The 13274-nt window shown below is 63.1% G+C and carries 12 protein-coding genes; 5 read left to right on the top strand and 7 right to left on the bottom strand.

Features of this window, described 5'->3' with window-relative positions:
- Positions 1 to 49 precede the first annotated feature (49 nt).
- Positions 50 to 724, top strand: coding sequence for a helix-turn-helix domain-containing protein (locus tag Q8O80_RS03205; RefSeq protein WP_305576855.1), 675 nt, complete (start codon positions 50 to 52; stop codon positions 722 to 724).
- A 17-nt stretch (positions 725 to 741) separates the two neighbouring features.
- A complete protein-coding gene (locus tag Q8O80_RS03210) occupies positions 742 to 1056 on the top strand; it encodes a hypothetical protein (protein ID WP_305576857.1) in 315 nt (104 codons plus the stop codon).
- Between the two features lie 96 nt (positions 1057 to 1152).
- On the opposite strand, the gene Q8O80_RS03215 is transcribed toward Q8O80_RS03210, so the two are convergent.
- From Q8O80_RS03215 to Q8O80_RS03230, 4 genes are all read right to left on the bottom strand, one after another.
- Entirely contained in the window at positions 1153 to 2751 is a 1599-nt protein-coding gene (locus Q8O80_RS03215; protein ID WP_305576859.1) for a TRAP transporter large permease, read from the bottom strand.
- Between the two features lie 4 nt (positions 2752 to 2755).
- Positions 2756 to 3430, bottom strand: coding sequence for a TRAP transporter small permease (locus Q8O80_RS03220; protein WP_371136082.1), 675 nt, complete (start codon positions 3428 to 3430; stop codon positions 2756 to 2758).
- A gap of 71 nt (positions 3431 to 3501) precedes the next feature.
- Entirely contained in the window at positions 3502 to 4503 is a 1002-nt protein-coding gene (locus Q8O80_RS03225; RefSeq protein WP_305576861.1) for a DctP family TRAP transporter solute-binding subunit, read from the bottom strand.
- A gap of 271 nt (positions 4504 to 4774) precedes the next feature.
- Positions 4775 to 5251, bottom strand: coding sequence for a MarR family transcriptional regulator (locus tag Q8O80_RS03230; RefSeq protein WP_305576863.1), 477 nt, complete (start codon positions 5249 to 5251; stop codon positions 4775 to 4777).
- 80 nt (positions 5252 to 5331) lie between these two features.
- Between Q8O80_RS03230 and Q8O80_RS03235 the strand changes: the two genes are divergently transcribed.
- Both Q8O80_RS03235 and Q8O80_RS03240 read left to right on the top strand, forming a co-directional pair.
- Positions 5332 to 6540, top strand: coding sequence for an HlyD family secretion protein (locus Q8O80_RS03235; RefSeq protein ID WP_305576865.1), 1209 nt, complete (start codon positions 5332 to 5334; stop codon positions 6538 to 6540).
- 7 nt (positions 6541 to 6547) lie between these two features.
- Entirely contained in the window at positions 6548 to 7585 is a 1038-nt protein-coding gene (locus Q8O80_RS03240; RefSeq protein WP_305576867.1) for a hypothetical protein, read from the top strand.
- Positions 7586 to 7615: 30 nt separating this feature from the next.
- On the opposite strand, the gene Q8O80_RS03245 is transcribed toward Q8O80_RS03240, so the two are convergent.
- Positions 7616 to 8764, bottom strand: coding sequence for an MFS transporter (locus Q8O80_RS03245; RefSeq protein ID WP_305576875.1), 1149 nt, complete (start codon positions 8762 to 8764; stop codon positions 7616 to 7618).
- A gap of 342 nt (positions 8765 to 9106) precedes the next feature.
- Between Q8O80_RS03245 and ampH the strand changes: the two genes are divergently transcribed.
- Positions 9107 to 10216: a D-alanyl-D-alanine-carboxypeptidase/endopeptidase AmpH gene (gene ampH, locus Q8O80_RS03250; protein WP_305576869.1), complete on the top strand. Its 1110-nt coding sequence runs from the start codon at positions 9107 to 9109 to the stop codon at positions 10214 to 10216.
- A gap of 58 nt (positions 10217 to 10274) precedes the next feature.
- Here the strand turns inward: ampH and Q8O80_RS03255 are convergent, their stop codons facing one another.
- Entirely contained in the window at positions 10275 to 11618 is a 1344-nt protein-coding gene (locus Q8O80_RS03255) for a sigma-54-dependent transcriptional regulator (protein WP_371136083.1), read from the bottom strand.
- A partial coding sequence (locus Q8O80_RS03260; RefSeq protein WP_305576871.1) for a sensor histidine kinase occupies positions 11615 to 13274 on the bottom strand: 1660 nt, incomplete at its 5' end. The genes Q8O80_RS03255 and Q8O80_RS03260, both read right to left, overlap by 4 nt.

Here is a 13274-nt window from a genome sequence, read left to right on the forward strand (position 1 = left end):
CCCCTTATAGCCCACGTCCACAGTGATTTGTGGGAATCGAGGAATCACCATGCAGCTTTCCACCATAGCGTCGCCAGTCCAGACTCCAACGCCTTGGCCGGCCGCAGGCGGCAGCACCGGCGGTGTGCGCCTGCTGGCTGCTTACGACTCCCTGTTCCGGGAAGGCGACGAGACCACCGCATTCTACGAAGTTCTCACTGGGGCGGTGCGCGCCTACAAGATTTTCCCCGATGGACGGCGCCAGATCGTGGCCTTTGCCTTTGCTGGCGACATTGTCGGCTTTTGCCAGGGCGATACCTATCGCTTTGATTGCGACGCCCTGACGACCACAAGGGTGCGCGTCATCCACAAGAAATCGCTGTTGCATGCCATGCGCGAACGCCCCGAACTGGCTGAAAAGCTGCTCGATGTGGCCCGTGGCGAAGTCGAGACCCTGCAGGATCTCTCGCTGTTGCTCTGCCGCAAGACCGCCATTGAGCGGATGGCCAGCTTTCTGCTGACCATGGCCCGCAAATCCGCCAACCCACTTGCCGAGCGTCTGGCGCTACCCATGTGCCGCTCCGATATTGCCGACTATCTCGGCCTCACCATCGAAACGGTCAGCCGCAACATGACCCGTCTGCGCACGCTGCGGATCATCGATCTTCCCGATCGCGGCAGCTTTCAGGTGCGTAGCATGGAGCGTTTGCGCCAACTCGCTGAATGCGACGGAAATACCCATTAGCCATGCAGAGAATGACCATGACTGAGGTCCGTCGTCGCGCCGCCATCGGTATTTTTGCCACTGCGGCAGAACTGGACGCGGTGGCCGCCCGACTGACCAGCCAGGGGATTAGCCGCTGCATGTCCTGCCCGCTTGCGCAGGCCGTCGCCGAGATGGGGCAGGGCGATGACCAGCCGGCCCTGAGTGCGGCCACCCTGACCGATCTGCACGCCCGTTTTCCGACCGCAATGATGTTGCGCGTCGATCTCTCCGGCAATGCCAAGGAAGAGGCCATGGTGGCCCAGACCCTGCTCAGCAGCGCTGCCCAAAGCGTGCAACTGCACGATCTCTAGCCCCTGCGCGCTGACTGATCCTTCAGCGAGCGCCAGAAACGACCGGGCCCGCGATCACTGATCGCGGGCCCTTTGCTGTTGCGGTGCTGCGCCGCTTTAGCGCGACAGGATGATCTCCGGTCCCATCAGGGCATAGGGCACCAGGGTCGAGAGCGCCGGCACATAGGTGACGATCACCAGGAAGATCATCAACACCATCACAAATGGCAACGCCGCTTTCACCACCTGCGCCAGACTCATCCCGGTAATGCCCGAGGTCACGAACAGGTTAAGCCCGATGGGCGGCGTCACCATGCCGATCTCCATGTTCACCACCATGATGATGCCCAGATGAATCGGATCGATGCCCAGTTCCATGGCAATCGGGAACACCACCGGCGCCACGATCAGCAACAGGCCGGATGGCTCCATGAACTGTCCGCCGATCAACAGCAGGATGTTCACGGCGATCAGGAAGGTGAACCAGTTGAACCCGGCGCCCAGCATCCACTCGGTAATGGTCTGGGGGATGCGTTCGGCAGTCAGCGTATGGGCGAACAGCAGCGCATTGACGATGATGAACATCAGCATCACCGTGGTCCTGGCACTGTCGACCATGGCCTTGTTGGTGTCGCCGTGGAACAGGGCCGGCAGGAAGCGTCGCGCGATCAGGCCCAGATTATAGCCCCAGACCGGCAGACCGTACAGGAAGGTCAGCGGGCTCGGCTGCTGGCGGGCATAGGGATAGCCAAGGAGCACCAGCACGGCCAGCGCCAGGCCGATCTGCAGGCGCGTGGTGGTGTCGATGCCGCCCAGAAAAAAGAACGACGAGATCATCCACAGCGCCAGGATCGCCAGGGCATAGACGGAGGCCTTGAAGCCCACCGCCGTTCTGGGCTCAGAGTCCTGCGGGATCCAGGGCAGGCCCTTGAGCGGCCCCATGTCGCGATAGACGAACAGGGCGACGAACACCGAATAGACGGCCGCTACCGAAGCGGCCTCAGTGGGGGTAAAGGCGCCGCCATAAATGCCGCCAATGATGATGAAGATCAGGAACAGCCCCCAACCCGCTTCCTTGCCGGCGGCCATCACCTCACCAAAGCCGTGCCATGGCTCGCTTGGCAGATTACGGCGACGGGCAACGATATAGATGGCGACCATCAGCATCGCCCCGGCCACCAGACCAGGCAGAATACCGGCCAGGAACATCCGGCCCACCGACACATTGGTCGCGGTGGCATACACCACCATGACGATGGAAGGCGGAATCAGAATGCCCAGCGTACCGGCATTGGCGATGATGCCGGCGGAAAACTCCTTGGAATAGCCAACCTGCCGCATCGCCGCGATGGCGATAGTGCCGATGGCCACCACGGTGGCTGGCGAGGAGCCGGACAGCGCCGCAAACATCATGCAGGCCAGTACCGAGGCCATGGCCAGCCCGCCGCGGAAATGGCCGACACTGGCCACCGCAAGGCGGATGATACGGCGGGCCACGCCACCGGTCGACATGAAGGTCGAGGCCAGCACGAAGAAGGGAATGGCCAGCAAGGTATAATTCTGCGACGCCGAAAACAGCTGCAGCGCCACCGAGGACATGCTGTCACTGGAAAACAGCGCAATGGTGAGCACGCTCGACAGGCCCAGCGACACGGCAATGGGGACGCCCATGAACAGCAGCGTCAGCACCATGATAAAAAGAATGATGGATTCCATGGTGTTAGTCCTTCACCGCGTCTTTGTTCTCGGCCACAAGGTCTTCTGCCTCGTGGCTGGCGATGATGTATTGGCGCTTGCCGGTGGCGATGTCATAGGCCGCCTGCAGGCTGCGATAGGCGAAGAGGGCCAGTCCGGTGGGCAGGATCAGATAGGCGATCCAGCGCTGCACGCGCTCCTGCAGACCAAAACTCTGCTGGGCCCATTCGGGGTAGCGCAGGTCATCCAGGCCGATGCCGACCTTGAACATTTTTGCCCAGTAATCGATGGCGCCGCCCCGGGCATCGATGCCCAGGATCTGCAGCCAGTTGGCGTACAGCAGGGTGAAGGCGTAGACCACGCAGGTCAGTGCTGCGACCACCGCCATAATGCGCGACAGGCGCGCCGGCAGTAGGTTGAGCACGATGTCGACGCCCAGATGCGAGTTGATCTTGATGGCGTAGCTCATGCCGAACAGGATCAGCCAGGCAAAAAGGATGCGGGTGAATTCGAGTGCGCCACCCCAGCCGGTGGTAAAACCATAGCGCATCACCACCTGGGTGAAGCTGACCAGGGTCAGCGCGGCCATCAGAAACGCCAGCGTACCCTCTTCAAAGCGGGTGACGGCACTGGGCCACCGCCGCTCAATCAAGAACAGTGCCCCGATCAGCACTGCTATAATCACGACCATCTGTGTCATGCGGCCCCCAATGTAGTGGTATCACCAAACGGCAAGATCCGGGGCCCGTGCGGGGCCCCGGATCGGCGCGTTTACTTGGTGTTGGCGGCCTCGGCAGCGGCGATATTGTCGGTGCCGACGTCGGCTTCGAAATCGGCCCAGACGGGCTTCATCACGGCCACCCAGGCCGCGCGCTGCTCTTCGGTCAGCTCGCGAATGGTGCCGCCGGCGTCCAGAATGTTCTGGCGGTTCTTGGCTTCCTGCTCGGCGACAGAATTATTGGCGCTGACAGTGACTTCCTCGGCGATCCTGAGGAACTGGTCGCGCACGTCGGGCTCCAGCGATTCCAGCCATTCGGTCGAGGTGACCAGCAGATAGGCCAGCAGCTGATGGTTGGTCTCGGTGATGCCGTCCTGCACTTCGAAGAACTTCTGGGTGTAGATGTTGGACCAGGTGTTTTCCTGACCATCGACAACCTTGGTCTGCAGCGCGCCATAGACTTCCGAGAAGGCCAGCTTCTGGGCCGAACCACCCATGGCGCCGATCATGGCTTCCGCCACGTCCGAGGTCTGGATGCGGAACTTCAGGCCATTGCCGTCTTCTGGCAGGATGAGGGGCTTGTTGGCCGAGAACTGCTTCATGCCCGAGGACCAGTAGCCCAGGCCGGTATAGCCGACTTCTTCAGTGGCCAGCAGCAGGTCCTTGGCGGTGTCGGTAGCAAAAAAGCGGCTGACCGCATCCAGGTCAGAGAACAAGAAGGGCAGATCGAACAGACGATACTTCAGCGTATAGGCTTCGAACTTGGACAGCGACGGGGCGGCCAGTTGCACATCGCCGAGCAGCAGGGCTTCCATCACCTTGTCGTCGTCAAACAGCGTGGAGTTGGGGAACACTTCCATGCAGGCGACGCCGTTCATCTCCTCATTGACGCGATCGGCAAACAGCGTTGCTGCATCGCCCTTGGGGTGACCGGATGCAGCCACCACATGGGCAAACTTGATGACCATTTCGCCATCATCGCACTGCGCCATCGCCGTCTGCGTGCCTAGCGCCAGCGCGCCCAGGGTCAAGGCGGTTGCCAAAACTGTCTTCATTATCTCACTCCCAATCAATTGTCGTGATGCCTTGCTGGCACCTGTCGGCAAGGAATGACCGGCTGCGAAATGAAAGGACAACCGGCAATCGGCCGAATTGGGGCATAAAAATGGCTGCGGCTGCACCGAATGGGTGGATTCGGTAACATCGGCTCGAATGGATGGGGGGATTAGGGGACAAATGGGGGCGTAGGGGCAAAATCCCCGTTGCCCCTGCAATCGGTCGTTTGCACCGGCTTTGATCAGTTGGTCGTGGAGGTCGGCCCGCCGCTCATGCCATCGGCCCGCCGCTCATGCCATCGGCCAGCCGCGCCATGCGCTCGAGGAATTCAGAGATCATCGCCAGTTCTTCTGTGCTGAAACCGGCGGTGGCGTCGCGATAGCTTTGCTCGATCTTCTGGTAGCTCTTCATCGGCTCGGCCGCCGCCACCTTGTCGAGCACCACCAGCAGGCTGCGGCGGTCCTCGGGATTGGCCATGCGCGTAATGTAGCCGGCGCTCTCAAGGCGATCGAGCAGCGCCGTCACCGAGCCTGAACTGAGATCGAGCTGCAGGATAATGTCCTTGGGGCTGAGCGGGGCGGGACTGCGCGCCAGCAGGCCAAGACAGGCAAAGTCGGTGGGATGCAGATGCTGGGTTCGCGCCGCATGCAGGCGCGCATTTTCGACGCTGAGCAACATGCGGCGCATGGCCGTACCCACCTGGACCAGTTGCGCATGGCGTTTCGCATCAGATTTCGCATCAGACATTGACGGCACTCCGCTGAATATATATCTCTACCATCAAGATTGTAGTTGAACTAGATAGTTTCGATGAAAGTTGCGTTCCGATGCATGTAGCAGAAACCCAAGGTAATCCTAAGCCATCCAGGGCTGCTGCAACGCCGCCAGACCGGCCCGGCCTGCGTGCGGTTGCAGCGTCGGTCGCCGAACCGGCCGCGCCAGCCGGAACGGCCGAGGCGCCAGCGACCCCACCCAAGGACGCCCGCGGCGCGGCCAAGAAGGCGGCCCGGATCATCCTGCTCGTCACCGCGGCATGCCTGGCCTATCACGTGGCGACCGATCGCATGGTGCCCTCCAGTTCGACCGGCCAGGTTGCTGCGGCCACCGCCCAGATCGCGCCGCGCGTATCCGGCCAGGTGGAAACCATCTTTGCCACGGACAACCAGTTCGTCAGCGCCGGCGAACGGCTGTTCTCGCTTGATCCCCGTCCCTATGATCTGAGCGTGCGCATCGCCGAGGTCAATCTGGAGCAGGCGCGTCAGGCGGTTGCAGCTTCAGGCACCTCGCTCGAAGCGACCCGGGCCCAGGTGGATCAGGCCCGCACCAATCTGTCTGCGACCCAGATCGCCTATGATCGCACTGCCGAGCTGCACAGTCGCGGCCTGACGTCCCAGGCCGGGATGGATGCGGCAGAGGCGCAACTGGCCTCAGCCAGCGCTGGCCTGGCGGCGGCCGAGGCCGGCTATCGCAGCGCGACAGAAGGCGCGGGCGACGCCGGGGACGCCAACGTCAAGGTGCTGGCCGCTCAGGTGCAGCTGGAGCAGGCCCTGCTCAACCGGGAGTTCGCCACGGTGACCGCCCCGAGCGATGGCTATGTGACCAATCTCAAGCTGTCGGCCGGACAATATCTGAACGCGGGCGCCCCCGCGCTCACCTTCATTTCCAGCGAGCGCCCCTGGGTTATGGCCGATTTCCGCGAGAACCAGCTGGCCCATGTCGAGCCGGGCAAGGACGTCGCCCTGGTGTTCGATGGCCAGCCGGGCCAGATTGTCAAAGGGCGCGTCCAGGGCGTGGCCTGGGGCATCGATCCGGGTCGGATGAGCGCCAACGGTCTGCCGCAAAACCAGTCCTCGACCCGCTGGTTCGAACCGGCCCGCAGCATTCCGGTGCGCATTGAGATCGTCGACGATATTGCGCCCACCATGCGGGTCGGCTCCAAGGTCAATGCCATGATCTACGCCACCAGCGACAATCCGGTGGCCTGGCTGGCCTCGGGCATGCAGCGCATCGGTTCGCTGTTTTCCTACCTGTACTGACGCCTCGATGTATATCGCGCCCCGCCCCACCTTTGACGACGACCCGCTGTTTGCCGTGCGGCTGGCGATCGTTTCGATCGCCAGCTTCGCCATCGGCATGATGGTGCAGTCGCCAATGGCCATGCTGTACCCCACCTTGGCCGTCTCGCTGGTGGCCGGGCACCGCAAGGCGCTCAGTATCGGACGCGCCCTGGCAGCACCGGTCTTGCTGGGCGGCATGATGTGGGTGATGTCGTTCTTCGTGGAGATGTTGTCGGGCCTGCCGGGGCTGCTGTTCGCCTTCATGGCGCTGATCTGCTTTCTCGGCTTTGTCGTCATTCAGAAGACCGGCAACAGTTTTGGCATGCTGTTGATCGTCTCGATCCTGCTGATGGCGATCATGGGCGCCAACTCCTATACAACCATGGCCTATCTGCGCTCCGAGATGTTCAAGGCGGCGCTGACGGCCGGCCTGTTGACCCCGATCGCCTATGTCCTGTTGCCGCCGCGTGCCACGCAGGAATTCGTCGAAATCCATGTGCCGGTGCGCGATGAGCTGGTCGCCAAGCGGGCCCTGATCCGCACCGTGGTACTGATGGCCTTTACTGCCCTGCTACTCAGCGTGCTGGATCCGTCCAATTTGATCCTGTCGATCGGCGCCATGTTTGCGCTCATTTATCCCTATACCGACCAGGTGTGGCGCGAGGCGCGCGAGCGCTCGGTCTCGACCCTGGGCGGCGGGATCATGGCGCTGATCCTGCTCTGGCTGCTGGGCCTCTCCGCCCATATCACGGTACTGTTCGGCGTCACGGCCCTGTTCCTGCTGTGGCTGGGGCACAAGATGATGGTCGGGCGGCTGTCGCCCATGACCTACCAATATGCCGGCTCTGTCATGGTGTCGCTGGCAGGCAGCGCGCTGATGACCTCGGAGCCATCCTTCGCCTTTATCCAGCGCGTGGTGTTGACCGTGGGCGGCGGTGTGGGGGCGGCCCTGGCCGTTGCCATCCTTGAAAGCCTGCTGCTCAACCCAGCGCCGCAGGCTGACGAGCCGGCCCTTGCCCGGTGAGAAACGCCGGCACCCAGCGCGTTTGACCCGCTACCAGCGGCCGCGGCCCTTGCCGATCGGCGGCAGGAAGGCCGCGAACAGGCCCATGAACGGCAGGAACGAGCACAGCTTGAAAATGAACGCGATGGAGGTGTGATCGGCCAGTATGCCGAGCGCGGCCACCCCGATGCCGCCAATGCCGAATGCCACCCCGAAGAACAGTCCGGCAATCAGTCCTATCCTGCCGGGCACCAATTCCTGGGCGAACACCACAATGGCCGAGAAGGCCGACGCCAGGATAATGCCGATGACGACGGTCAGAATGACGGTCCAGGTGTAGTCGACATAGGGCAGGGCCAGCGTGAAGGGCAGGGTGCCGAGGATCGAGAACCAGATCACGAAGCGGGTGCCGAACCGATCCATAATGGGGCCGCCGGCAATGGTGCCGATGGCGATGGAGCCCAGGAACACGAACAGCAGGATCTGCGCATCCTGAATTGACACCGAGAACCGGTCGATCACGTAGAAGGTGTAAAAGCTTGCCAGGCTGGTCTGATACAGATGCTTGGACAGTGTCAGCACCATCAGCACGACAATGGTTCGGATAATGATGGCGCGCGGAAAGGTCGGGGCAGGGACCGTCACCTTGCGCGCGGCACTGGCGACCCGCAGCGCGGCATACCAGCGCCCCACGCCAAACAGCACCACCATGCCCAGCAGCGCGATGACGGAGAACCAGGACACGCTGGTTTGACCGTGCTGCAGCACGATAAAGGCTGCCAGCAGGGGGCCGATGGCCGAGCCGATATTGCCGCCCACCTGGAATAGCGATTGGGCCACCCCATGCCGCCCGCCCGAGGCCAGCCGTGCCACGCGCGAGGCCTCCGGGTGAAAGATCGCCGACCCCAGCCCGACGAAAGCGGCGCCGATCAGCAAGGTCCAGTAGGTGGTGGCAAAGGCCAGAAAAACCAGCCCAATCAGCGACAACCCCATGCCGACTGCCAAAGAATAGGGCAGCGGACGCTTGTCCGTATAGATGCCGACCGCCGGTTGCAGCAGCGAGGCGGTGATCTGGAACACAAAGCCCAGAATGCCGATCTGGGTGAAGTCGAGCCCGTAACTATCCTTGAGCATCGGATAGAGCGCCGGAATCAGCGACTGAATGGTGTCATTGAGCAGGTGCCCAAGGCTAACCGCCATGATGACCGCGAACGTCGTCTCGCTCGCCGGCTTTTCGGCAGTGGTCGTTATGGGTTCTTGCGCGTCGGCCGTCGGATTGGACACAGTCTACTCCAGTTCGAGACAGTCAACCCGCCTGGCGTGAGCAGGCTGGCTCGCCGCGTTCGGTCACGGCTGGACTGTGTCACTGGCTTCACTAACATGTTTGTGTCGCGCCTGGGCCACCCCCGAAAGACTATTTTTCTTCGCCTGCAGCGGCCAGGGAAAATGGTTCGGCATCAGCCGGTTGATATCCAAGAATATACCAAACGTTAGGACGTGGTTGCCATCATGGCGGCTCCCGACACAATGCCGGAGTGCTCAATGCGATACATTCTCGCCGCCGCCGCGACCGCCTTTCTTGTGACGACTCCCGCTTTTGCGGAGGATCCCCTGCTGAACGACGCCGTCAGCTTCACCGGTCAGATCTTCCACCTCGACAGCGGCGTTCCGGGCCTGGTCATCGCCGCAGTCCGGGATGGCGAGAGTGCGGTTTTCGGCTTTGGCGAGACTGCCAAGGGCAGTGGTCGCGAACCTGATGCGCAAACCCAGATCGGTGTTGGATCGATTACCAAGAGTTTCACCGGTCTCTCGCTCGCCCATGCCGTTGCCAGCGGGAGGACGGCACTGACGGACCCTGCCGGGCCGCATGTCGGCATCGTCGAAACGCTGCCGCAGCGCGACGGCCAGCAGATTCGCCTCATCGATCTCGCCACCCATGCCAGCGGGCTGCCGCGCGAGCTCGCGCCTGTCGAGGGCGTCGAAAACTACGCTGACGCGTCCTTTGCCGCCAATCTGGCGGGTGACCCGCTGCTGTTTACGCCCGGGTCGGGCATTCACTATTCCAATGTTGGTTTCGACCTGCTGGCGATGGCGCTCTCGGAAATTTCCGGCATGCCCTATGCCGACCTCCTGCAGGAGACGATCCTTGACCCGATCGGCCTGACGGCAACCAGCTATGAGCGCCCCACGGGTGACAATGTGATGATGGGCTATGACTGGAACGGTGTCGAAATGGACCCGGGCGAGGCGATACCCAACCGGTTCGGTGCATCGGCGCTGCACACCACCGCCAACGACATGGTCAAATATCTCCAATGGAACCTTGATCGCTTTGATGCGGTCGAAGCCGAAACGCGCGCCATCAGCCATGCCGGCTGGGTCGTACGCGATGGCCTCGACCCGGTATCCGGCATGGATGAATCCGGACACATGGACGCCATGGGCCTTGGCTGGGTGATCATGATGCCGGAAGGCGACCGCCCCCTGATCATCCAGAAGGCGGGCGGCACGAACGGCGTGTTCAGCTACATCGCCTTCGCACCCACGCGCGGCGTCGGCGTCTTCATCTCCATCAACCAGTTCAACTTTTCCGCCGCAACGGCCATGGCGCAGACCGCCAACAGGTTGATTGCGACGCTCGCGCCACGCTGAGCGGGGCCCGATGATCGAACCAGCACGATGGTCGCGCTGGCGGCCGCCGTGCTGACGGTCAGTCTTCCCGGAAATCCTTGCGGTCCAGGCCCAGCTTGACCATTTTTTCGTAGAGCGATTTCCGCGACAGGCCGAGCACCTCATAGACCGCCTTCAGACTGCCGTTCTGGGCGCGCAGTTCGTCGGCAATGGTCTGACGCTCAAAGGCCTGCACCCGCTCGCGCAGCGTCGTGGCGCTGGTGGCGGCGCGGTGGTCTTCCACCCCGTCAATGCCCAGCACGTAGCGCTCGGCGGCGTTGCGCAATTCGCGCACATTGCCCGGCCAGGGCCGCAGGCTCACGCTCGACACATAGCTGGTGGACAGCGCCGGGGGCGGCACGCGCAACTGGGTCGCGACGATCTGCACCAGATGGGCGAACAGGGCAGGGATGTCCTCGGCCCGGTCGGCCAGGGCGGGCAGCCGCAGCGTGGCAATGTTGAGCCGGTACAGCAGATCCTTGCGGAACACGTTCTCATCGGCGGCCCGTTCCAGATCAACGCTGGAGGTGGCGATGAAGCGGGCATTGAGCGCGATGGGTTCATGCGAACCCAGCCTGGTGATGGCCCGCTCCTGCACCGCCCGCAGCAGCTTGGCCTGCAGATAGAGCGGCATGTTCTCGATATCGTCGAGAAAGATCGTGCCATTGCGGGCATGCTCGAACTTGCCGGCCCGCGCCCGCATCGCCCCGGCAAAGGCGCCTGCCTCATGGCCGAACAGTTCGGCTTCCATCATCTCGGCTGGAATGGCGGCGCAGTTGATGGCGACAAAGGGCCGGTCCTCGTCGGCGGACAGATCATGGATCGCCCGTGCCGCCAGTTCCTTGCCGGTGCCGGTATCGCCGACGATCAGCACGTCGGCCCGCGTTGGCGCCACGGCGCGGATCTGCTTGCGCACGCTCACCATCACTGGCGAACGGCCGACCAGCCGGGTTTCCAGATCGTCCGAGCGGTTGGCAACGCTGGAACGCAGGGCGCGGTTTTCCAGCGTCAACTGGCGTTTTTCCAGCGCACGGGTGATGGAATCGAGCAAGCGCTCGACCGAGAACGGCTTTTCGATGAAGTCGTAGGCGCCGTCGCGCATGGCATCGACCGCCAGATTGACGTCGCCATGGCCGGTCAACAGGATCACCGGCAGGTCCGGGTCAATGGCGACCGCCTTGCGCAGCAGGGTCATCCCGTCCATTCCCGGCATGCGAATGTCGGTGACCAGAACGCCATGCCAGCTGCGTGAAACAGCGGCCAGCGCCTCTTCCGCCGACCCGGTCGCGCGCACCGGAAAGCCCACCAGATCGAGCGCCTGGCTGGCGGCCCGGCGCAGATCTTCCTCGTCATCAACCAGCAGCACTTCGATGGACAAACTCACTGTGCCGCTACCTGTTCATGTTCACCCAAATCGAGACGCACCACAAAGCAGGCGCCCCCGCCTGGCCAATTGTGCGCCGATAGGGTGCCGCCGAAATCCTTGACGATATTGTAGGAGATCGACAGGCCCAGCCCCAATCCCTGGCCGACTTCCTTTGTGGTGAAGAAGGGATCAAAGATCTGGCCGAGGTCCGAGACAACAATGCCCGGCCCGGTATCGCGCACCGAAACCTCGGCGCTGGCGCCGGCCCGCGCCACGCTGATGGTTATGCTCGGGGCTGGTTGTCCCGCCATGGCGTCCAGCGCGTTGAGCACCAGATTGACCACCACCTGCTGCAGCCGAACCGGCCCGCCGCGCACCTGCAGTCCCGGTTCGCCCAGATCCGTTGTCACGCTCACCGCCTGCTCGCGCAGCCGGGCGGACACGACTTCAAGTGCATCCTCGATCACCTTGCCGATGGCGGTCGAGCCGAAGGTTGGATTGGGTTTGCGGGCGAAATTGCGCAAATGCCGGGAAATGGCGGCCATCCGGTCGGTCAGCTCTGAAATCCGGGTGATGTTGTCCACGGCCTCCTGCTGGCGTCCACGCTGCAGATAGGTCAGCGCATTCTGGGCATAGGTCTTGACCGCCGACAGGGGCTGGTTGATCTCGTGCGACAGCGCCGTCGACATCTGGCCCAGCGCGGCCATCTTGCCGGTCTGGATCAGTTCGGTCTGGGTCTTGCGCAGCAGGTCCACGGCTGCCTTGCGTTCGCCCACCTCGTGCGCCAGCGAGGCATTGCTGTCGAGCAATTCGCGGGTCCGGTCGCGCACGATCCGCTCCAGCCGCAGCGCATTGGCCCGCTGCGCCCTGCTCCGTCGCACGCCGGCAAAATGCCGGTTGATCAGCAATTGTACCGCCAGCGTCAGCGCCAGCGCCAGGGCTGCCGCCAGACCGCCCCACATGACCGCTGCCCACCGTATCGGCGCGGCTTGCAACAGCACCGTCAACGTCCAGTTCAATGGCGCCAGATAGCGCGAACGCGCCAGATAGCGCGTCGGCGCATCCTGCAGCGGATTGGCGGCGCCTCCTTGCACTGTGTCGCGAAAATCGGGGCGTGGCGCCATGCGCCAGGCGGCACGATTGGAAATGACCACCAGGCCGGCAGCATCCGATGCCAGGATGGGATTGTTGATCAGCGACCAATTGTCCTCGATGGTGACCAGATCGACATAGACCGCCACCACGCCGATGATCGTCTTATTGTCCCACATCGCTGACGTGAACACATAGGCGCGCCGTCCGTCGTCCAACACGCGCTCATCTCGGCCCAGCCGCCCCTGCAAGGCCGCGCGCAGCAATGGCGAACTGGGCGCAATCACATCCTTGGCGGCCCCTGACGCGCGGGCCAGCACCGCGCCGGAGGGGCGCAGGAACACCACGTCCAGCGCGCCCGAAAGCGCCGCTGCCTGCAATGCGATCCGGTGGGTCGTGGCTGTATCGGCGCCCGGCGCATAGAGCGACGCGGCATCGGGGCGATGACCCAGTACCACGGGAAGCATGCGATATTTGTCCAAGGCCCCGTTCAGCGCCTCAGCCTGCACATTGAGGATTTCCTGCGCCGCCGCGCCCAATCGGTTGGCCTGCAGATCCGACGCCGTGCCCCCGACGAACGCC

Origin of the sequence: Devosia sp., from assembly GCF_030689745.1 — a bacterium.
Classification (GTDB): Bacteria; Pseudomonadota; Alphaproteobacteria; order Rhizobiales; family Devosiaceae; genus Devosia; species Devosia alba.

Excerpts from the sequence above, each read along its gene's own strand:
- Q8O80_RS03205 (WP_305576855.1), top strand. The coding sequence starts at position 50 with ATGCAGCTTTCCACCATAGCGTCGCCAGTCCAGACTCCAACGCCTTGG.
- Q8O80_RS03240 (WP_305576867.1), top strand. The coding sequence starts at position 6,548 with ATGTATATCGCGCCCCGCCCCACCTTTGACGACGACCCGCTGTTTGCC.
- Q8O80_RS03230 (WP_305576863.1), bottom strand. The coding sequence starts at position 5,251 with ATGTCTGATGCGAAATCTGATGCGAAACGCCATGCGCAACTGGTCCAG.
- Q8O80_RS03245 (WP_305576875.1), bottom strand. The coding sequence starts at position 8,764 with ATGGCGGTTAGCCTTGGGCACCTGCTCAATGACACCATTCAGTCGCTG.
- ampH (WP_305576869.1), top strand. The coding sequence starts at position 9,107 with ATGCGATACATTCTCGCCGCCGCCGCGACCGCCTTTCTTGTGACGACT.
- Q8O80_RS03210 (WP_305576857.1), top strand. The coding sequence starts at position 742 with ATGACTGAGGTCCGTCGTCGCGCCGCCATCGGTATTTTTGCCACTGCG.
- Q8O80_RS03220 (WP_371136082.1), bottom strand. The coding sequence starts at position 3,430 with ATGACACAGATGGTCGTGATTATAGCAGTGCTGATCGGGGCACTGTTC.
- Q8O80_RS03225 (WP_305576861.1), bottom strand. The coding sequence starts at position 4,503 with ATGAAGACAGTTTTGGCAACCGCCTTGACCCTGGGCGCGCTGGCGCTA.
- Q8O80_RS03215 (WP_305576859.1), bottom strand. The coding sequence starts at position 2,751 with ATGGAATCCATCATTCTTTTTATCATGGTGCTGACGCTGCTGTTCATG.
- Q8O80_RS03235 (WP_305576865.1), top strand. The coding sequence starts at position 5,332 with ATGCATGTAGCAGAAACCCAAGGTAATCCTAAGCCATCCAGGGCTGCT.